At 46.2% G+C, this 21,080-nt stretch carries 20 protein-coding genes; 9 read left to right on the top strand and 11 right to left on the bottom strand.

Translation table 11 applies throughout. From position 1 onward, the window contains the following. Positions 1–162: 162 nt before the first annotated feature. The gene (locus tag MHI38_RS04810; RefSeq protein WP_253493594.1) at positions 163–894 is read right to left on the bottom strand and encodes an RluA family pseudouridine synthase; all 732 of its coding nucleotides are present in this window, start codon (positions 892–894) and stop codon (positions 163–165) included. A 2-nt stretch (positions 895–896) separates the two neighbouring features. Beyond that, positions 897–1,760 (bottom strand): class I SAM-dependent methyltransferase, encoded by an 864-nt coding sequence (locus MHI38_RS04805; protein WP_090917045.1) that lies wholly within the window; start codon positions 1,758–1,760, stop codon positions 897–899. Positions 1,761–2,020: 260 nt separating this feature from the next. On the opposite strand from MHI38_RS04805, the gene MHI38_RS04800 reads away from it, so the two are divergent. The 3 genes from MHI38_RS04800 to MHI38_RS04790 are packed head-to-tail and all read left to right on the top strand — an operon-like array spanning position 2,021 to position 3,897. Next, positions 2,021–2,473 carry a flavodoxin gene (locus tag MHI38_RS04800; RefSeq protein ID WP_221788235.1) on the top strand — a complete coding sequence of 151 codons (453 nt, stop codon included), beginning with the start codon at positions 2,021–2,023 and terminating at the stop codon, positions 2,471–2,473. Continuing rightward, positions 2,422–3,285: a hypothetical protein gene (locus MHI38_RS04795; protein ID WP_253493596.1), complete on the top strand. Its 864-nt coding sequence runs from the start codon at positions 2,422–2,424 to the stop codon at positions 3,283–3,285. The genes MHI38_RS04800 and MHI38_RS04795 overlap by 52 nt, the downstream gene beginning before the upstream one ends. A 45-nt stretch (positions 3,286–3,330) precedes the next feature. Continuing rightward, positions 3,331–3,897 (top strand): nitroreductase family protein, encoded by a 567-nt coding sequence (locus tag MHI38_RS04790; RefSeq protein ID WP_154957536.1) that lies wholly within the window; start codon positions 3,331–3,333, stop codon positions 3,895–3,897. Between the two features lie 63 nt (positions 3,898–3,960). Here the strand turns inward: MHI38_RS04790 and MHI38_RS04785 are convergent, their stop codons facing one another. Both MHI38_RS04785 and MHI38_RS04780 read right to left on the bottom strand, forming a co-directional pair. Continuing rightward, the gene (locus MHI38_RS04785) at positions 3,961–5,418 is read right to left on the bottom strand and encodes a 4-hydroxyphenylacetate 3-hydroxylase family protein (protein ID WP_253493599.1); all 1,458 of its coding nucleotides are present in this window, start codon (positions 5,416–5,418) and stop codon (positions 3,961–3,963) included. 193 nt (positions 5,419–5,611) lie between these two features. Next, positions 5,612–5,764 (bottom strand): DUF1540 domain-containing protein, encoded by a 153-nt coding sequence (locus tag MHI38_RS04780; protein WP_090917035.1) that lies wholly within the window; start codon positions 5,762–5,764, stop codon positions 5,612–5,614. 363 nt (positions 5,765–6,127) lie between these two features. Between MHI38_RS04780 and MHI38_RS04775 the strand changes: the two genes are divergently transcribed. Beyond that, a complete protein-coding gene (locus MHI38_RS04775) occupies positions 6,128–6,940 on the top strand; it encodes an AAA family ATPase (protein ID WP_308723376.1) in 813 nt (270 codons plus the stop codon). A 71-nt stretch (positions 6,941–7,011) separates the two neighbouring features. Here the strand turns inward: MHI38_RS04775 and MHI38_RS04770 are convergent, their stop codons facing one another. Further along, positions 7,012–8,493, bottom strand: coding sequence for a HAMP domain-containing sensor histidine kinase (locus MHI38_RS04770; RefSeq protein ID WP_308723375.1), 1,482 nt, complete (start codon positions 8,491–8,493; stop codon positions 7,012–7,014). Further along, complete coding sequence (locus tag MHI38_RS04765; protein WP_090917028.1) at positions 8,478–9,164, bottom strand: response regulator transcription factor; 687 nt, start codon at positions 9,162–9,164, stop codon at positions 8,478–8,480. Before MHI38_RS04765 ends, MHI38_RS04770 begins: the two co-directional genes overlap by 16 nt. A 192-nt stretch (positions 9,165–9,356) precedes the next feature. On the opposite strand from MHI38_RS04765, the gene MHI38_RS04760 reads away from it, so the two are divergent. The 5 genes from MHI38_RS04760 to MHI38_RS04740 all read left to right on the top strand — a co-directional run bounded on the left by MHI38_RS04760 (position 9,357) and on the right by MHI38_RS04740 (position 17,820). Beyond that, the gene (locus tag MHI38_RS04760; RefSeq protein ID WP_341181010.1) at positions 9,357–10,076 is read left to right on the top strand and encodes a YceI family protein; all 720 of its coding nucleotides are present in this window, start codon (positions 9,357–9,359) and stop codon (positions 10,074–10,076) included. 350 nt (positions 10,077–10,426) lie between these two features. After that, positions 10,427–14,800 carry a glycosyl hydrolase 53 family protein gene (locus MHI38_RS04755; protein WP_341181009.1) on the top strand — a complete coding sequence of 1,458 codons (4,374 nt, stop codon included), beginning with the start codon at positions 10,427–10,429 and terminating at the stop codon, positions 14,798–14,800. A 177-nt stretch (positions 14,801–14,977) separates the two neighbouring features. Then, positions 14,978–16,021 (top strand): SPFH domain-containing protein, encoded by a 1,044-nt coding sequence (locus MHI38_RS04750; protein ID WP_154890562.1) that lies wholly within the window; start codon positions 14,978–14,980, stop codon positions 16,019–16,021. A 238-nt stretch (positions 16,022–16,259) separates the two neighbouring features. Beyond that, complete coding sequence (locus tag MHI38_RS04745) at positions 16,260–17,279, top strand: sugar kinase (protein ID WP_445667201.1); 1,020 nt, start codon at positions 16,260–16,262, stop codon at positions 17,277–17,279. Between the two features lie 199 nt (positions 17,280–17,478). Beyond that, positions 17,479–17,820 (top strand): cupin domain-containing protein, encoded by a 342-nt coding sequence (locus tag MHI38_RS04740; protein WP_308723372.1) that lies wholly within the window; start codon positions 17,479–17,481, stop codon positions 17,818–17,820. 225 nt (positions 17,821–18,045) lie between these two features. Here the strand turns inward: MHI38_RS04740 and MHI38_RS04735 are convergent, their stop codons facing one another. Genes MHI38_RS04735 through MHI38_RS04715 form a run of 5 tightly spaced genes read right to left on the bottom strand, consistent with a single transcriptional unit; the run spans position 18,046 to position 20,891 of the window. Further along, complete coding sequence (locus MHI38_RS04735; protein WP_145413227.1) at positions 18,046–18,345, bottom strand: metal-sulfur cluster assembly factor; 300 nt, start codon at positions 18,343–18,345, stop codon at positions 18,046–18,048. A gap of 25 nt (positions 18,346–18,370) precedes the next feature. After that, a complete protein-coding gene (locus MHI38_RS04730; RefSeq protein WP_341181008.1) occupies positions 18,371–19,603 on the bottom strand; it encodes a hypothetical protein in 1,233 nt (410 codons plus the stop codon). Between the two features lie 13 nt (positions 19,604–19,616). Next, positions 19,617–20,270 (bottom strand): DUF2249 domain-containing protein, encoded by a 654-nt coding sequence (locus MHI38_RS04725; protein ID WP_308723370.1) that lies wholly within the window; start codon positions 20,268–20,270, stop codon positions 19,617–19,619. After that, positions 20,263–20,640, bottom strand: a complete 378-nt coding sequence (locus MHI38_RS04720) for a hypothetical protein (protein WP_090917011.1) — start codon at positions 20,638–20,640, stop codon at positions 20,263–20,265. The genes MHI38_RS04725 and MHI38_RS04720 overlap by 8 nt, the downstream gene beginning before the upstream one ends. A gap of 17 nt (positions 20,641–20,657) precedes the next feature. Beyond that, on the bottom strand, positions 20,658–20,891 hold the full coding sequence (locus tag MHI38_RS04715) for a DUF2249 domain-containing protein (RefSeq protein WP_090917009.1): 234 nt from the start codon (positions 20,889–20,891) through the stop codon (positions 20,658–20,660). Positions 20,892–21,080: the final 189 nt, after the last annotated feature.

The following is a 21,080-nucleotide window of genomic DNA, read 5'->3' as shown; positions in this document are numbered from 1 at the left end:
TATCGGCTCCTGTCTTAGAAGATTAAATATTGAACGCAGATAGAAGGAGTTGTTATATGATTTTTCGATTAAAAAAGTGTCGCCCGGATGTAGCATCCGAACGACACGTTACAGGTGCAGAAAGCTACTGCTTCTAGTTGATCCAATCTGCTTATATGCAGTTTATATCTTCAATGTGAAAGCTTTTTCGTATATATCCATAGGCCATTCAGCCCAAGGAAATTCTCGCGCAGGCAGGGACTGTAGCACAACTTCCTCTTTGGTGACAGGATGGGGGAGTGCAGCAATGACAGACCATAACGCGATCTGTTGCCCCGGTTTGTTTATTTTGGCGCCATATTTCTGATCTCCGAATAGTGGACAGCCGGCTTCTTTCATCTGCACACGTATCTGATGGGAGCGACCTGTATGAAGCTCGATATGCACAAGGCTGTAACGATCGGTTTCTCCGACGACCTCGTAGTCTAGAACCGCATCTTTACCGCCAGGCGTACCTTTGGGTACAGCGGTTACGGTGTTTGTTTTGCTGTCTTTTAGCAGGGTGTGCTTCAACGTGCCCTGACGTGCTGGCAACTTGCCATGAACAACAGCTGCATAGATTTTACGGAAATGACGTCCACGCACGGTTTCGGACAATCGGGAAGCTGCTTTGGAGGTTTTGGCAAAGATCATGGCACCTCCAACCGGGCGATCCAGGCGATGCACCAGTCCCAGATATACATTGCCAGGTTTATTATAACGTTCTTTCAGATCCTGTTTGAGTAAAGTGAGCAGATCCGGATCACCGGAAGCATCTTCCTGCGTCGGGACATTCACCGGTTTTGTGATGCCTAACAGATGATTATCCTCATACAGAATCTCGATATCTCCAGTTTTTTGCACATCATGAGACATAATCAGGACTCCCAGCGGCCCAAAATACCGCAAGGCAGATCGAGACCGCTGCGTGTAATCGGCAATCCGATTTCTCCGGCAGTAATCTCTCCACCATACTTGGCAGACATCGTCATCGTCAGCATGTTTCGTAATACCGTTGAAGAGATACCTGTGGTATAAGAGTTCACTAGCATAAACAACGGATTATCCGAAAGAATCGTCATACAGGATTTCAGGAAAGGATAGAGGTTTTCCTCCAGTTTCCATGTTTCACCGTTCGGGCCACGTCCATAAGAAGGAGGGTCCATAATAATCGCATCGTATTTGTTACCACGGCGCTGTTCGCGCTGTACAAATTTGAACACATCATCGGTGATGAAACGAACAGGTCGATCAGCAAGTCCGGACAATTGCACATTTTCTTTCGCCCATTGGACCATACCTTTCGCTGCATCACAGTGTACAACAGAAGCGCCAGCGTACGCGGCTGCTACGGTTGCTCCGCCAGTGTAGGCAAATAGATTCAAGACAGAGATGGGGCGTCCTGCATTCGAAATTTTATCCATCATCCAGCTCCAGTTGGCAGCTTGCTCCGGGAACAAGCCGGTGTGTTTGAAGCTTGTCGGTTTAATATGGAATTTCAGGTTTTCATATCCGATCGTCCAGCGTTCAGGAATGGGCTTTTTCATATCCCAGTTTCCGCCGCCAGAAGAGCTGCGGTGATAGTGACCGTGAGCTTGGCGCCATTCATGGGTTTCTTGTTCAAGTGGCCAGATGATCTGTGGGTCAGGTCTGCGCAAGATGACATCTCCCCAGCGTTCGAGCTTCTCGCCGCCTCCTGTATCAATTACTTCATAGTCTTTCCAGTTCTTAGCTACGTACATAGTGGTTTATCCATCCTTCAAAATTCATTTGGATACTATTGTACAACAAAAAAGGGGCTGTACGCCAGTTAGCCTCAGGGGATTAAGGCAATGTGCAGACGACGAATTTCGACATATCATAAAATGAAGATCTGAATAAAATTAATTTGACAATGATAATCATTATCACTTATGATTTTGATATTGCAATATGCAATCGACGCGAAACGTAATTTAAGGAAATTCAATCCATATAACGAAACCAAAGTGAGGGACAATAGATGGCTAAATGGTTAGTGGCGTACGCCAGTATGACAGGCAACACAGAAGAGATTGCGGAACTCATTGTGGAAGGCATTACAGCAAGTGGTCATGAAGCTGACTTGAAATCCGTAACCGACTTTAATGCCGCAGAAGTTTTGAATTATGAGGGCTTTATGATTGGTGTGTACACATGGGGAGATGGTGAACTGCCGGATGAATTTCTGGACTTCTATGAAGAACTGGATGAGCTTGATTTGCATGGAAAGAGAGCGGCTGTCTTCGGAAGCGGAGATACGTCCTATGAACAATTTTGCGGAGCAGTTGATCTAACAGCGGAGAAGCTGAAGGAACGTGGGGCGGAAGTATCACCAGAGATGTTGAAAATTGAATACAGTCCGCTGGAGCAGGAAAAAGAATCATGCCGGGATTTCGGCAGACGTTTTGTTACTGCTGGTGCGGAGATATCCTGATCGAAATGTTACAGCGTGATGCCTATACAGCAAAGGCTCAGGGGAGCGATGGGCTCCCTGAACGTTTGCTTGAGGACTATAAGCTGGAAGAGATGTTGCGTAGCCCGCACCGGTTTATCCGCCCTGAACCTTCGGCTGAGCAACGTCCAGCGCTACAATGGAGACATCGTGTGCAATATGCGGTGAGCCATGCCATTAATCATTTTTACAGTGTGGACCCTGACGTACGCAAAGAAATTCCGATTCAATATGTACTCGAAAAATGGTGGCCTAGAAAAGCGGACGGTTTTGATTCCGTTCTACATTACTGGGATGTAAAGCACAAAATGATTGATGAACTGTCCCTGGCCATTGCAGCGAATGATGACTTGAAGCGGCCTGCGATCTTGTTTGAACAATGGAAAACAGAAGTACCTTCTTTACAGATGTCTTTATCCGTCATCTTTCAGGCGGCTTGGCAGCCGGAAGGCTGGGATGCACTGCTTGTTCAGAAATATATGGTGGTCCATGATGCCAACGTTGTGGAAGCCTTTCAACATATGGTCAGTGTGTTTTGCTGGGAAGCATTTGGCAAGTTGCCAGGTATGATTGAAATTTACTGTCTGCTGGAAGGGCGGAAGATCAGGTACATACCAGGTCGCCAATCATTACAGCGTTCGATGGATTATATCCGTCTTGTTCGGGATAGCATTCCCAAAGCCGAGAAGCAAGAATCAGAGCACTTTACCTCAAAGGATAAGATCCGTGTGCATGAAGAAGTGGACCGTTGGAGAACGGAAGGGACGAAGCCACAAAAAACATGGTTGATGTGACACTCGAAGCTGTTGATAACACTTATTTCGGAGGAGGGAGTACAGGTGACGACGTTATTCAGGCAAGATATCGGTAATGGAAAAAGAAGAGCAGGAACATGTGAGTTCAGCTCCATGCCTGTACCTCAAGCTGTCATAAGAAAGTTGCTGGATGAAGCTGATCCATCATTATATGTTATGAGTTCAGCGCCCTGGCGTTTTATGCTGTTTTCCGGTGAAGGGCGACAGCTCTATATGGAAGCTGTCAGACAGAGCTATCCGCCTCATCTTGCAGATTCTCACGGGAGCTGGGCTGCGTATCAATACACCGAAGCGATCCCAGCTCATTTGGTGGTGGTTGCCCCCGGCAATTCTCCAGAGGATCATGTTTTGCCTGCGAAGGCATGGAGCAAACGATTCTCTATTCTGGCTGCTGAACAGGGGGTACACGCCGTCTGGAAGATGAATGATTATCAGCAACATCCCGTATTCATGAACTTGATGGGACTTACATCGAGCGAAAGGGTGCTCGGCGTATTTCACATCGGTTACGGTGAGCAGTGTGGATTACCCAGTGTGGCAACAGGTAGACCAGCTTCAGAACTCATGACGGTATATGACCATTTGGTGTGAAGGGCAACGAGCCTGACAGCTGCGTTGCCGGGGTGCGCTTACGGATATTTGATTCAGTGAATGTTACCGTGCAAGGTTTCCGAGGAACTGACGAACACGTTCTCGCTGAGAATGATCTTGAGAACTGGCTTTATATAAGCGATTTGAAACGGTAATGTTGTTACCAAAGAAAAATCGTTCAAACTGAGTCTGTCTGCCTCCAAATGAACCTGCACCAAGTTCCCAGATCAGGCGAAACAGTGCGTTTCGTTCTTTGGATTCCATGTCGGAGCCTTTGAGGTAGACGTTTAAAGAGTCAGCTGTTCCGGACTGGAAATCCTCTTCCTGAGGAACCATGATCATGCCGCTGGAACTGAGCAACTGCAATATCTCGATCATTTCAGGATACAGTTTCGGATAGAGAAGATTGGCAGCCATAAGCGGTTTAGGCGCTGGCAGGATATATCCTCGTCCGTCCGGTATTGCGCCTGCCTCAGCAGCTAGAGCAAGTGCTTTTAAGGATTCAAGACCTGCGAGAGCACGTGCAGTTTTTTCTAAAACATGCGCCTCGTTCGACAGATCAAGCGTATCGGTTAATAGTTGAATGGTGCCGAGCATAAATTCGGTTTTGGCAATATAACGACATAACACCTGATGCCCCGCATGGATATGGAAGTTACTGCCGCTGAAAAGAGTCGAAGACATCTGCTCATGACCTGCAAAAAAAATGCGGTTATGCGGCACAAGCACGTGGTCAAAGATGACGATATTGTCCATCTCCTCATATCTGGAGCTTAAGGGGTAATTGTAGTTGGATTCAGCTGCATACGTATCTCGGCAGATCAGAGTGATGCCAGGCAGATCATTAGGAACTGCAAACGAAAAAGCAAATGGATTTTCATCATCAAAAGGTGCAGGAGAAGGTGATGGATAGACAAAAATTTCATCTGAAGTAGCAGCCTGTGTGGCCATCATAAATGCACCGTTTATAATGAGTCCTTCATCAGTCCGATCAACAACCTTGGCAGCGATGGCATCTTCAGTAGCATCCATCTGTCCTGAAATTTTACTGGCATGTGGCTGAATAAAGGCATGGGATAGTGTGATGTCATGATCACGACAATAGGCGTAGTAATTTCTCAGATTTTCAGCATATTGTGGGGAGAGATCGTTCAACAAGTCGGCAGCGGTAAAAAACGCCATCATCGCTGTGTTCATGTAATCGGGTGAGCGTCCCAGAAAACCGTGATGAGTCTGAGCCCATATCGTCATCGCTTCACGGCGTTTGCGGAGATCGTTGACGCTGGTTGGAGGCAGGAAGGACATTCCTACAGGCTTTCCATCGGTAGGAGAAGGATACGTCATAAGTTCTGTAAGGTGAGGGTCATACTGCAGGTCGTACATATTCATTTGAGTTTTCATCAAACCGGAGAAGGCGATGTGCTCGGAGCGTTTAGCAGTAAGCAGTTCTCCTTTATACCAGCAGGGTACGGTCTGGGCGTTAATTCGTTCACAATACTGCATGCCGGTTTTAGCGGGCATAGTTCTTCACCTCTTGGTCATGGTTCATGAGCACATTTATTTCTATCCTATACTACGTGAAGCTGTTGTCTAATGTGCTACGGACCATGGGGTGAAAAATTTGCATCGAGGGCTTGATAATAATTATCATTCTTGCTACAATAAACAAAGAAAAAGGAACCCGAGTGGGCTCCTTGGAATGAAACAGATCTTTTTATTTAACTTCAAACGTTTTGCAGTCTGTTTCAGCAGACTCGCTTGCTTCTTTGGAAGCGTGGCTCACGATGTAGATGGAAGAAGCATTACATTTGTTTTCTTGAGCCCAGTGACGACAGGAGTTTACTTCACACAATACGTCTTTTGCCATGATTGTTAACCTCACTTTTAGTTGGATTTACATTCGTTGGTATAAAGATCCGGATTCGCAAGTTGCCGCTTGAGAATCTGGAACAATTTTCACGCTCTCATGAATTTGGAGGGCTTTTTTGTGTTATACACAACGATGCACTTTCAGAATAGCAAATTTTGCTTTCCCATGCAACTGAATGGCGGCTCAGGAGACATACGGATGCAGATCAGGAGTCTAATCTTTGCAAAGAGGCATCTGTATGTTATTATTTAATAGTAAAAATTACGATTAATTAGCAAGCAGTCCCGCAACAACAAAATCTTTAACAATAAATAACGACGATACGAATGACTATCTTTTTTGAAGGAGCTACATATACACATGAGTAAATTGAATCACGCAAACCGCATCCCTCGTGCAAAAGGAATCGATATGGCGGCATTCTTCACGCCGAAGGAATGTAAACGAAAAGCACAACATATTGTCTTCTCGGCGGAAAATGAACGCATTGTCGAAGAGTTCATTACGATTCTTGGCATGAAAGAAAAGTTCAGGGAACATGATGTATCCATCCCTAATAAAATGGTCATGTTTGGCCCTCCCGGCACAGGGAAAACGTTAACCGCGTCATATCTGGCTCAGAGATTGGAACTGCCTCTTGTACTGGTCAGGCTGGATGCCCTTATTCACAGCCACTTGGGAGAAACGGGAAGTAACGTACGCAAGTTGTTTGAATATGCTCGCCTTAATCCTTGCGTATTGTTTCTTGATGAATTTGATGCCATTGGCCGGACAAGGGAAAGTAACGACGAGGTAAAAGAGATGGCCAGGGTGGTGAATACCCTTTTGCAATGTTTGGATGAATTCGAAGGGGACAGCATTCTGGTTGCTGCCACGAATCTGGAGACACAGCTTGATCATGCGATCTGGCGCCGATTTGATACCAAGATGACGTACGCGATGCCAGATGAAGATAGCCGCAGACTGTACATTAGCAAACTGGTTGGAACGTTTGAACAGGAGCACAAGCTGGAGGATTATATTTGTGAACGTCTGGCTGGCTGCAGCTATGCGGATGTGGAGCAGATTGTGTTAAAAGCAAAGCGTAAAGCTATTATTGGAAGCAGTGCTCTGCACAGGCAGTTGATCTCTGATGCGTACGAGGAATACAGACCCCGAGTGCTACAAGGGTAGAGGTGAAGTCAGTACCTCGGCGAATAATGAAAGCCCGGCTTCCTTTTTGTAAGGAATACCGGGCCTTTTTATTACAATGCTGATTTGGCTTTGACAGGTGAACGATAGGTTTTCTCTGGAATAGATGTTTCCTGCTGAGCAATCCAGCGTGGCAAGCTTAATCTAAACGTACTTCCATCTGGACTGCTGGAAACGAGGGTTAACGTACCACCTTGCTCCTGTGCAAGAAGACGGCTGTATGTTAAACCGAGACCCAAGCCACGATTACGGCGTTTTTTCAACTCTCCCCGATAGAATCGTTCGAATATGTTACGCTGATCCTCTATGGAAATTCCCGTGCCGTTGTCCTGCACATCGACATGTAACATGTCTTCCTCTACGCTTAAATGCATCTGGAAGAGGGCTTGTTGGCCAGGTATTGTGGCATGCAGTCCATTGTTAAGCAAATTTACAATAATCTGCTGGATCCGGAGCGCATCACCCATCACGTATAGTGCGTCTGACGGCGCATGAAGCTGAACTTCTGGCATATGTTCCTCATAGGCAATTTTCCATTGGTAAATGATCTCGCCTACAAGCAACTTCAGGTCGGTACGTTCCTTCCGAACAGCAACACTTCCAGCGGTCATGGCATTATAATCCAGTAGATCCGCAATCATTCGTTCCATGCGTTCTGATTCTTTCAGAGCAATATCCAGAAACTCTTTGCCTTCCTGCGGACTGACGACATCGTCGCGAACAGCCATCACCAATCCTTTGATCGAGGTGACAGGCGTTTTGAGCTCATGACTAACGCCTGCGAGAGAGAGTGCACGCCATTCTTCGAGTTGACGCAGACGGGTTGCCATGTCCCCAAAAGAACCTACAAGTTCGTTCATTTCCCGTTCACGTGTTTTAATATCTAGGTTTACATCATAATTTCCACCGCGGATCTGTTCTGCCGCGTAAGCGACCTGACGAATCGGTCTAGATAGTTTGCTCGACAGGAGATAAATCGTGAACCAGCCGCAGAGAATAAGGCCTCCAAAAATCAATGCGACGAGCCAGACCGTTTCAGGACCGAAGGTGATAGATTGTTTGGATTGCATGACCCATACTTTGCCAATCGTTTGATTCCCGTCAGCAATATCTACCGTTACACCAGCATACTTGCTGTTACGCGGTTCAAGAAAATCATCGGACAGTCGGTAATAAACATCCTCTTGTTGCATTTTTGGCTGGGAGAAAATCAGTTTGTTGTTATTGTCGAGCACCATGACGCAAAAATAGTTATCGGTATTAAACAGCTTCTCCCGGCTGCTTACGATCGTATTCAGATCAGGTGGTACCTGAAGCTTATGATCTTTCACGGTTACTCGATCAGCGATCTCCCATCCGAGTAGCTCAGCCGTTTTCAAACTTTTCTCAATCGATGTTGTTCTTATCCAGTACAGCGCACCCGCAGCAATTACGGAGAAGCCGATACATAAAATCAGAAAGTAACGTAGTGTCCAATGTGACAAAATAGATGTTGTTCGTTTGGGTTTGGTTGATGATGTCAGTTGGCGATCCAAAATTGATACCCCATTCCTCGCAACGTCCGGATTTCTCCTGTGTCTGTTGTCCAGTGAGAGAGTGCCTGACGCAGTCGTTTGATCGATAGATCCACAGCACGATCACTGCCTTCATAATCGAGTCCCCAGACTTGTTCAATCAGATGATCTCTAGTGAATGTGCGGTTGGGATACTCGGACAGAAAAATAAGAAGAGACAGGTCACGTGGTGTGAGTGCGACCTCCGCACCGTTCAGTAGCACTTGCTTAGCCGCAAGGTCAATGACCAGATTGCCAAAAGAACGCTTGTCCTGCCCTCCGGAAGTCCAGTGCGGGTTCCGCCGCAGTACAGCGTTCACGCGTGCAACCACTTCTTCAGGTACAAACGGTTTGCTCATATAATCGTCAGCACCGGCATTCAGACCGTTAAGCCGATCTGTAATATCGTCCAGTGCAGTTAACATAATGACGGGACAAGCACTCTTTTCCCGGATAATTCGTAACAGATCCCATCCATCCATTCCGGGTAGCATAACATCGAGTAATACGATAGAAGGATTTTCGGAATCAAAAAGGGTTAAAGCAGTCTTGCCATCCGCTGCATGATGAACTTCAAATTCAGCTTTTCTCAGATAAGCAGCTAGAACGCGTGCGATTGCTTGCTCATCCTCTACGATGAGTACAGATTTCAAACAGGGTGTTCTCCTTTCACAGACAAGCTTGTGTACTGATTTTACATGAGGCGGGACATAAAGCCAATCCTGTTTTCACATTTTGAAAAAAAATGAAAAAGAATTTCATCTTGACTTCTTCCTGACACATTGGACTGTTACTATCCATATCAAGAGGTAACGAAACCATACTGTACTGGAGGAATAATAGAGATGAGTAAAAAGGCCAAAACGTGGATTATTACAGGGGTAGCAGCAGTAGCCATCATTGGTGGGGGCGGTTATTACTTTGCAAATAGTTACTTGGGTAACAATGTTGAGATTGAACAGGTACTTCCGGCAAACGTGGCTGCATCCACTACAGCTGCAGATAGCGGCACGGGCAAAGCAGTGGAAAATAAAAAGGTTGGAGCAGACCAGCTGAACGGAGACTGGAATATCAGTCAGGGGTCGAAAGTATATTTCTCAGTAACCACTTCACAAGAAACCGTAAATTTTGTGGACGAGCAGGTTAGCGGGAAATGGACGATTAATGTGAATGACCCGGCCCAGTCGAAAGCAGAAGGAACAATCGAGGTAAACGGCATTGATTCTGGTAATGGACAGCGCGACGAGCATGTGAAAAGTGCAGACTTCTTCGATATGGCTAAACATCCGCAAGCAACATTCAAAGCGACTTCATTTGAAGGTCTGCCTTCGGAATGGACAGAAGGACAGACGGCTGATTTGAAAATGAAAGGCACACTTAACGTAAGAGGCATTGAAAAGGAAGTTACGTTTGACGCTAAAGCGGCTTATCAAAATAATGAAGTGCTGTTGTCAGGCACAACAATGGTTACATTCGAAGATTTTGGCATGAAAAATCCACACTCGGTTGTACTTTCCACTGAAAATGACATCCAGGTTCGTCTTGAGCTGAAGCTGGCAAAATAATAGATGGATTTAAACTATTCTATTGAAATATTCTAGTAAACAATTCTATTAAACGATTTTAATATAGTAAGCCACTAAATCTGTTGTGTTCCGCCTCCGGGCGGGCAAACAGATTTTTTGCTTTTGATATTTTTGTTGGGAAAAAGAATACACCTGTTCATCTCCCTGACGCTGGAAAATAAGGATTACGCTAGGCTGGATTATGGTTAGAAAAGTCGACATTGTTAAAAAAACTGCTGTTTCCTTTGCATAATGCCGTGTTGCTAAGGATCATGAAGCGCTTACAATGGGGAGGATTCATGACATTCATTGATCCAAGCACAAACAAACACAAGAAGGGGAGATCAAGGGTGAACAAAAGGTACATAAGCGGCTGTCTTGTTTTGTTGTTGTTATTCTGTGATCTGGGTCTGATTGCCAGGCCCGCAGAGGCGGCAAAAAATAATATCGCGCTGAACAAAACGGTAACGGTGAGTTCGGATGAAAAAAGATGGGGAGGCGATAAAACGCATCTGGTAGATGGGGATGCGAGCACCTATTGGAGTACAGAAACGGGAGTAACTGCTGAAAAACCGGAGTGGGTCATCATAGATCTGGGTGAAACGTACAATCTATCCGGAGCGGAAATAACATGGAGAGACAGTACGGTAGTGAAGTATACGGTTGAAACGTCTGCTGACCAGCAGCATTGGTCTACCGTTACGGATCAAAGTGATAATGCAGATGCGAAACAGATTGCTGATCTGACATTTCAACAAAATAATGTACGATACATTAAGCTCAACATAGCCTTTTATAAAGAGGGCGGAGCGTGGCCACAAATATTGGAGTTTAAAGTGTGGGGAGAATCGGAGGGCATGGAACCGGCTAATATTACCCATTTTGATTCCGTTCAAGTGAGCACACTTCCACGAAGTGCGCCGATTCTGCCTGCGGAAGTCAAGGCCAACTATAAGAATGATAAGTCGGGTCTCGTTCCTGTCACATGGGACAGCGTTGATCCAACGAAATATGAAAAAACAGGTTCATTCTCTGTCACGGGTACCGTATATGGTACGAATCTTAAACCCGAAGCAACAGTTGCTGTACAAGGTTATCGTTCCGATTATGTGAGGGGCGTCGATATTTCCACACTCACGGCTATCGAGGATAAAGGTGGAAAATACCTGGATATCAACGGCACCGAGCGGGACTTGCTTGATATTCTCAAAGATCGAGGTGTCAATTATGTACGTCTGCGGTTGTGGAATGACCCACAAAAATCAGGCGGCTATAACGATAAAGCTGACGTCATCACCATGGCCGTACGCGCGAAGCAAAAAGGGTTAAAGGTGCTGCTGGATTTCCATTACTCCGATGAGTGGGCACACCCGGGTCAACAGCTCAGACCGAAAGCGTGGGAAAAGTTAAGTTTCGAAGAGCTTAAGCAAGCGGTGTATGATTATACGGTTGAAGTCGTTGGGGATCTGAAGAAGGCAGGAGCCATGCCGGATATGGTGCAGATTGGTAACGAGATCAACAGTGGTCTCCTCAATGGACTAAGCAGCGATGTGAATTTTGAGGAAAATGCAGCTTTGCTGAAGCAGGGAATCAACGGGGTTCGCGCAGTTGAAGGAAACGTTAATGCAGCTGATCGGGCGAAGATCATGATTCATCTGGCTGAAGGTGGCAAGGCAGAGACATTCAAATGGTATTTTGAGGAGTTGAAAAAACAAGGACTGGGCTCCGATTATGACATCATTGGACTATCCTATTATCCGTTCTGGCACGGGACATTTGCCGATGTGCAGAAAACGATGAACGAAGTTTCAGCAGCCTTTGGGAAAGATGTCATTATAGCTGAAACGTCTTATCCGTTCACTTATAAAAACGGGGACGCGCATGGAAATATTATTGGTTCGGATCAAGCGCTCTTTCATGGTGGAGCCACATTCCCGGCAACAGTGCAAGGTCAATACGATGCCATCGCTGGCATCATGGATTTGATTGCCAATGTACCGAATAATCGCGGTGCAGGTTTCTTTTACTGGGAGCCGGCATGGATTCCGGCAGATGTAGGCTGGATTGCATCCGAAGGCGATGCGTGGGAGAACCAGGGCATGTTTGATTACGATGAGTATCCAGCGAATGGCGGGCATTCTTATGAAGGAAGAGCGTTATGGTCACTCGATGTGTACAAAAGAGGAATGGAACAGATGCCGACAGATCGGCAGCAGCTCGCAGCGGCACTGACACGAGCAAACTCGCTTGTAGAAAGTGATTTTACACCAGAAAGCTGGGGCAGTCTGGCTCCTGCAATTGTTGAAGCTAAAGGGGTATACGCCAAAGCGTATACGTCAGGTGGTGTGAGTCAAGAGGAAACCGATGCTGCATCAGCATCTTTGGAAAATGTGATGTTACAGCTTGGCGTGATTACACCAGAACTGGAGCCACTTCAAGCGGCAATTGCAGAAGCAGAGAAGATTCAACGGAATAACTGGTCGGATGCAACATGGAGCGTATTCAGTAAAGCACTGGAACATGCAAAATCCGTTGTGGCTAACTCACGAGCTACTCAGACTGATGCAAATAAAGCGGTAGAGCGTCTCGAAGCAGCCATTAAGGGCTTGTCTGACGTGGATAAAACAGAACTGCACCAGTACATTCAGCTCATGCAGCTGGAAAATGAATCTTCATATACACACCGCAGCTGGTCAGTTCTACAGCAAGCTTTACAGGCTGCTATTCAGGTGAGAGACCAAGCAGATGCGATGCAATCTCAGGAAAATGCAGCACTGGATACATTAAAACAAGCTTTTACAAATCTGGTTAAACTAGAAGCCTTGACCACGGGTAAAACCGCTACTGCATATAGTAGTGCTGGAAATGGAGGCGGTAAAGACAACGCCCCGTCAGGTGCAATTGATGATAATCCAAATACGTCATGGGGAACGGATCAGGGCCCGGGTAACGATACTTGGTGGAAGGTGGACTTGGGACAGGTTGCCAATCTTCGGAAAATTGAAATGTCGATGTGGAGCGGTGGGATCAAATACAGAATAGATGTCTCCGATGATAATGAGCATTTCAAGACCGTAGTGGATACAACCAGTGATGTTGTCGTATCGACATCCCCAAGTCATGTTCTCCCCGAGGGAACAGATGGGCGTTATATTCGTGTAACCATTACAGCTGGTCCGACATGGGTTGGATTCATGGAATTTGAGGCATATGGCACAATTCCGGGTGACAGGACCGTATTGAAATCAACCGTTGCATCTGCGGAAGCATTGAAACAAACGGATTACACGGCCTCAAGCTGGAGTGTGTTCAGTAAAGCGTTGGGGCAAGCGCAGCAGTTGGTTCTGGATGCGGAAGCTACAGAAGAAGAGCTCACCAGTGCGGAACAACTTCTGAAGGAAGCCATGGCACAATTGGCACGTCAGACGACAAATCCGGGCACAGGACAGCCATCTCAGCCTAGTAATCCGTCCGGGTCATCGGCACCTTCAACAAGTACGGACAACCCATCAACTACTCCTCAGCCAACACCTGGTAGCGAAACTGCGAGCGGTTCTATTATTGTAAAAGGAACAGCAACTGGAGATGGCACATATGCGGTGCGTCCAAGTACAGCGGAGCTTGCTCAGGCCTTGAAATCAATGGACACAGGTAAACGTACATTGAAGCTGGTGGCCGATGTACCAGACAGTTCCAAAACAGTGAAGTTCCAAGTACCAGCAGGTCAGCTCTCTTCATGGGTTCGTTCAGAGGAAGTGCAGTCTATTGAGGTGGTTGCAGGCAAAACGACAGTTCGGATCCCGCTTCGGTCCCTGCCCCTCACGATTGCCGAGAACACAGGTACGTTTGACGTTATCGTTGCGGAAGGCTCAGCTGCGCAAGTGAACGATACCCAGCGAGCCAATATGGGCAATCATCCTGTAGTTGATGTGCAGATGCTGCTCAATAACAAGTCAATCCAGTGGGCTGACAAGACGGTTGAAGTGCTTTTGTCCGATGTGCAACCTGTCAAAACAGATCATACGGTCATGGTTGTCAACTCCATCTCAACAAACGGTGAACTCCATCCTGTGACGTATACGAAGTATGAGCAGACCACAGCTACGATGGCATTCAAGCCGTCTAAGCCTGGAAGTTACGTTATAACCAATATTGAAGTGCCGTTAACCGACTTGCAGCAACACGCCTGGGCAATTCAAGAGGTTCAACATCTCTATAGCAAAGGCATCATCGCGGGAATGAGTGACACACGTTTTGAACCGCAGGGTGAACTCACCCGTGCCCAATTTTTACAGATGCTCGTTAAAGGGATTGGCAAAACAAATCTCACTGATTCTTCGGCTACCCAACTACCGACAGACGTCAAGTCAGATCAATGGTATGCGGATGCGGTTCGCGCAGGTCTTGCAATGAACATTATTCAGGGCAGAGCGGACGGAACATTCGGTGCGAATGATCTCATTTCCCGGCAGGATATGGGTGTTATGCTACATCGAGCGATGGAAGCAGCAGAACGTAATAACAACTCTGCTACTGTAAACACGGGTCAGATGAAGTTCAGAGATCAAGCAGATATTGCCGATTATGCCAAAGACGCCGTGGCATTCATGTCGCATCTCGGTGTGCTAAACGGCTTGCCTGATAACACATTTGCTCCCAAGCAAACCGCTAATCGTGCGCAAGGCGCCGTTGCAGTAGCGAGATTGATGGAACAGCTGTATTAGAAACGGTAACTTGATTTAATGGAAAGTAAATAACATGTAGACAAGAAAGAGGTCGAATCCAAGATTCGGTCTCTTTTTTCGTGCGGAATTTGTTAATGTCGTATTGACAATATCGAGATCGTTTGTTATCATTTCGATAATATCAAAACGACATTAATAAGAAATGAGGAATGAGCCATGTTAGGATTCCGATTTGTAAAGTTTCAGCCGAGTGAATATGTTATGAAAGTGAAGAACGGCAAGGTACAGCGCCAAGGCGTGGGCTTATCTTTTTATTATTATGAGCCGACGACTTCGGTGGTTGTATTGCCTGTTTCTTCGGTGGATGTGCCGTTTATGTTTGAAGAGATTACAGCGGATTATCAGACGGTTACCGTACAGGGACAGCTTAGCTATCGCATTATGGATTACAGCAAGATTACACAGAGCCTGAATTACACGTACAATTTGCGCAAAAATCAATATATGTCTGACGATCCTCACAAGCTGGATCAGCGGGTGATTACCATAGCAAAAGTGCTCACGAAGAAATATTTGGAGCAGTTGCCGTTAAAAGAAGCGATTCAATCCAGCGAACGGCTTGCCAGCAACATGAAACGAGAGGTCGCACAACATGAAGAGTTGGAAAAGCTGGGCGTAGAGCTGATGAATCTGTCCATTTTGGCTATTTTGCCTAATAAGGAAACGATGCGTGCGCTGGAAGCACAGGCGCGGGAAGAAATTCTGAAGCAGGCCGACGAAGCTTTATATGTGCGGCGCAATGCTTCCATTGAGCAGGAACGCCGTGTGAAAGAAAATGAACTGAATACCGAGATTGCGGTGGAGACGAAGAAACAACAGATTCGGGAAACCCAATTACAGGCCGAACGCTCGGTGAAACAGAAGCAGAACGAGATGGAACAGGAGCAGCTCCAGTTTAATACCGCGATGGAAGAGCGCAAGCAACAGTTAATCGAGCTCACCATTGCGAATCAGAATGCGGAAGCGGATGCCAAAGCGTATGAGATTGCAGCAGTCATGAATTCGCTTCAGCATGTACAGCCGAACGTATTACAGGCCATGGCCAATATGGGCATGAATTCGGATAAACTGATTGCACTTGCGTTCCAGGAACTGGCCGAGAATGCTGGCAAAATCGGGCAGCTGAATATCTCACCAGATCTGCTACAGGGTCTGATGGCACCAGCAGAAGGAAGAGGTAAGGGAGGGGCAACACGATGATTGTTGGATGGGGGAAACAAACCAATCTATCCGCTTCCAGAACACGGTTTATACGATCCAGTCGAGTTAGTCAAAACGTGTCAGATAATCAAGTCAATCTGGTGAGTCGGGCAAGTGAGACAAGTGAGACAAGTGAGACAAATGAAACAAGTGAGACAAGTTCAAAAATTCAAAAAAACCAAAAAAATCAATAATGGTTTTCCTTAAGTCAAAGGGAAAGCGGGAGGTGGAATCACAGATGGTTAAGATAAATGAACCCATGAGTGAGCATAAATTAATTTTGGTTAAGCGCAGAACCCGGCTGGAGGAAATGATTGTACGTTACAACACTGTACAGCAGGCTCAGTTTTACATTGAACGTCTTGGTGCTGACTTTAGCGATTACGTCGAGGAAGATCGCCGTTATAAGCAATCGATACAGCTTGCTCAGCAACAACTGAGTCAACTTGGACGTGTTCAGATGATTGACCGGGAGCATGTGCCAAACTTTATTTTTGGAGAGCAAGATATTGTAGTAGTGGTCGGACAGGATGGTCTGGTTGCCAATACGTTGAAATATGTTACCGAGCAGCCGCTTATCGGTGTTAATCCAGATCCGATGCGGTGGGACGGGGTGCTGTTGCCTTTTACAGTGGAGGATTTAAGCTTCATTGTTCCAGACGTGATACGTAGACAGCGCTCGCTTAAGGAAGTCACCCTTGCCAAAGTTGAGCTGAATGACGGGCAGGTGCTGTACGGTGTCAATGATCTCTTTATTGGTCGGAAGACACATGTATCTGCCCGTTATGAAGTGCGTTTGGGAGCCTCCACTGAAAATCAATCATCCAGCGGTATTATTGTATCTACAGGCATGGGATCAACCGGATGGTTTAAGAGTGTGCTGGCTGGTGCTTCAGGTATTGTCCGTTCAGCGGCTTGGCAACATGTGAGCAGGGGGGAGCACCAGCAATTGACTAGTGATGAAAGATCAGTTGATTTAAGAGGAACGGCTTCTGAGGGAGGATTGAACAAGAACGAGTTTTCGTGGGATTCCCGTTATTTATATTTTACGGTACGTGAACCGTTCCCGAGTCGAACCACGGCGGCAAATCTCGTGTTTGGACAGATTCATGCGAAGCAACCCCTTCACATTGTTTCACAAATGCCGGAGGATGGAGTTATTTTCAGTGACGGGGTGGAGCAGGATTTTCTGGAATTTAACTCGGGTGTGCACGCAACGATTGGTTTGGCGGAAAAGAGAGGACAATTGGTAATATGAATGAGTTTCTTCTATTATAGTATGGATATATATTATATTGGTATTTGTTCTTGTATTTACTGATATATAAAACAAGTGATATTTTAGAATGTAAATCCTAAATTCACGCCTGCATTTTCTTGATTTGAATCAAGGAGTTGCAGGTTTTTTTGCGATAAGATGAATACATAACCAGAACAAATACAGGAGGATGATGATCATGAGTATCACGTCATTACAAGAAGTTAAAGCATACAGTACGGAACGTTTCACGAAACGGGTGTTGTTTCAACAAGGAGGCGGTGTAACCTTCATGCTTCATTTTCTGCCAGGACAACAGCTTCCCGTTCACAAACATCCCGGTGCAGACCTCACGTTGCTTGTTGTTGAAGGCAAGGGCACACTGATTCTGGACGGAATAGAGCATGAGATTCAGGCAGAAGATGTGGTATCATGCGGAGGAGAGACGGAATTTGCGTTCCATAACACAAGTGATGCGGAAGTTCGTTTGTTCGTGGTATTGAATAAAGTGCCGGAAGCTTCTTACGCCAAGGATATCTAATATCCGATAGAGCCGGATGGATAATAGGGAATGGGGACTCCGCGAGGAGTTCTTTTTCTTTGGTGAAGTGCCTCTCCTTTCCGTGTGAAAAGGAACACATACAAAAACGTACCTTGGCCTGACTGGATCAGAGCTTGGGTACGTTTTTTCGGGTATTGATGTTCATCAGACAGAGTTGTTTGGACATATATCCTTGTGCCGACATCCTTAATTATAAACACCTGTTTAAAAATATCCGAGCATTTCTTTGGCTTCTCTGGACATCAGCTGCGGAGACCATTGCGGTTCCCATACCACCTGTACGTCAATATCGGTTTTGTCGGTATTTTCTTGTAAAACCCATTTCACCGCACCAACGATGGTGTCATGCAGCGGACATCCTGGCGTAGTCAGCGTCATTCGCACCTGAATGCGCTCAGGTTCTTCCTTTACTTCATACACAAGGCCGAGGTCAACGATGTTGACACCAAGCTCCGGGTCATATACTTCTTTTAAATACTCGAGTAAATGTGAGGTTTGTTCCATCTTTTCCACGCTCCAATCCATCTTGTTAACGTCTGAATACCAAGGCTATATTTGAAATATACACGATAGAGATCATAGACAGTAATGTTCCGCCAACCATCATCACTTCCGCCAAATTAATCAGAATACCGCTGACTAAGAGCAGACTGGCTGCGACCATCGCAAGTATTCCATGATTGATCCTTTTTTCACTTAACATGCCAGCCATGAGTGGAGTGCCAGGACGTCCGGCAAGCTTGCCGTATTTGTGGGTCCACCATAGAAAAGGCACGATTTTGGAAGCATACCCGAGGATCGTCAGAGATACCCAGCCTCCAAGGTATACCCAGCCAGTCAGAAGCACAACGCGTGAATCAAGGAGTAGCTCTACATCTTGCGCACTATAGATTAACAGAGCCATGGAATATACGAGCAAGGCACGGCCTACATAGACCGTCCAGCGGATTCCGGGGCCAGGGTTGCTTTTATGCCGTTTCTCCTGAATTTGCTCCAGATGATACACATAACAGATTAATGCTCCTGTCAAAAGCAAAAGCGCAAACCAGAGCAAGCCACCTTGGATACCTGTCAGGAATGCGATCACTCCTGTAATAACAGCAGCATTCCACAGGACCAGAACCATCTTTTGCAATCGGATAGAGAAATCATGGGACAAATAAAACATCGGCAGCATTTTGTAACTGAACCCGGTAATTAACATGCCAAACCATCCAAGGGTTCCCATCCAGATATGTGCGCCAAACAATCGTTGATGCAGACCATTCCAGTCGCCAAAAGCAAAATTCAGTCCCATCAGCATGCCAGATAATCCGGTAAGTACAAGATACAGACAGGCACATGCTGCACTGATCGTTACAGGGTTCCATATGGAAGCACGGTAGAGGGTGATACCCATGTTCAAGCCAAATAACAAAATGCCGGATAGTGCAAGCGTTGCTGAACCTGCAATCCAGATTACATCTGTGCGAATAAAACCAATCAACATGCCTGTAGCACCGACGGTGAACAAGAAATAGTGACAGTAACCAAGCACTGTACTATATATATTCGTTTGTAAAATGACATGTATCAACTGATAAACGGCACCCATCGCCAGCATGGTGGCCCATCCGAGTACGAACAAATGCGCATGAAACCAGCCTTCGGGTCCCCTTAATTCATCACCTAGCCAGCCTGTCAATGAGAGCAAGGAAAAGGCGTGATACATTACAAATCCAACGATGCCCGTGATGATAAAAAGAAACGGCAACCTGGACATGGCTTTCGCCCCCTTACCCTTTTTCAATTCTGACTTTGGCTGTACCATCCGCCTGGTCCTCAACGGTGTAGAGGCAACCGAGCTGATTCAGTTCCTCGATCAAAAAAACGGGTACGCGGTCATTATGAATAAGTACAACTTCTCCCGGTTTGCAACGTTCAAGTGCAGCTAATGTGCGCATCATTGGCTGGGGCGGCTCCAGTCCGCGATTGTCCAGTACAATGGTTGGCTCTTTCAGTTCCTGTGTTATGGGCTCATCTGACAAGACCTCGGATGTCGAAGGTTCAGCTATTGCTGGAGGTTGCCCTTCACAGGAATTCATGGCATCCCCTGAACCCGAATCCTCAATCGACGATGAAGTTAATTCAGTTCGAGCCAACGTATTGGATTGAACCGCCGCAGAAATCTTCTCTGCAGCGGTTTTATTTTTTTTATGCACAAATGTGGTCACCCAATGATTGGATTCCAGACGCTCCGATGTACTGGAGTATCCTTTCATTTTCAGAATGCCAAGCAATGGAGTCGGCTTGAACGGCGCATGCAGGACCAATACATCTTCGTGTTTCAGTTCTTTAACGGTATCCATAATGAGCTGAAAAGGCTCCAGTTTTTTGCTCAGATGAGGGCGTACGTCCAGTTCAACAATATTAACGTCGGTTTCAAGCATGAACGTTCACATCCGTTTCGGTGCTGACTGCCGTAGCTGCTTGCGTCTGCTGAACCAGCTTGATCGAAGATTCATATAAAGCGGCCATGCCTCCGTACAGGGCATAGAAGAATGAATCAGGTGCATCCAGGGAGAAGGAGAGATAGGTTTTGGGGTCCATCTCAAGCACACGTTCAAACAGTCTCGCACTGTCATAGGCATAGAAGCAGAAATGAGTGAATTCGAACACGGGCATTTTCTCGTAAATCGTAATGATCTCCTGTGCATAGGCTGCCTGCTCACGCTGAGCGATCTGAATCATGGATACAGCATCTTCGAGTCCCAGCGTCAGACGCAGTGTAGTCTCGTTAATGATTTCAACATGCGCCATTCCCGTTCAACTCCAATCTATCGTTTAGTGATTTTGACCTGAAACGTTATAGGACCTTGTTCGATATACTCCCAGTCAAAGCCGTCAGGATGTGTCGATTGAAACTGGAAGCGGAGCGGTTTTGGATCGTGATCGTTAACGAGTAACATCGCTTCCTCAGGCTGAAGAGCTTCAAACGTTTCAAAGATAATTTTATGTTTCAAATGAGGTGGATACTCTGTGGCATTAATGGTTGCAGCGTATGTGTTCATGGGTCATTCCTCCAAATTGGGATTAGTGTGGTGTTGCAACTTGATTATAGAAAAGCAGACAGCGAGGCTGTGTGAGCCTGCTCACACCTTTATTTTTGTCATAATCTCGCCTTATTTGGACTGAAATCCTGTTCGGAAAAGGCTTGCGGAGCTTTCATAAATGTGCAACTGTGCGTTATGTTTCAGTTC

The sequence above is a fragment of the Paenibacillus sp. FSL K6-1558 genome, assembly GCF_038002565.1.
GTDB lineage: Bacteria > Bacillota > Bacilli > Paenibacillales > Paenibacillaceae > Paenibacillus > Paenibacillus polysaccharolyticus.
This window is presented reverse-complemented; position numbering and strand designations above follow the sequence as displayed.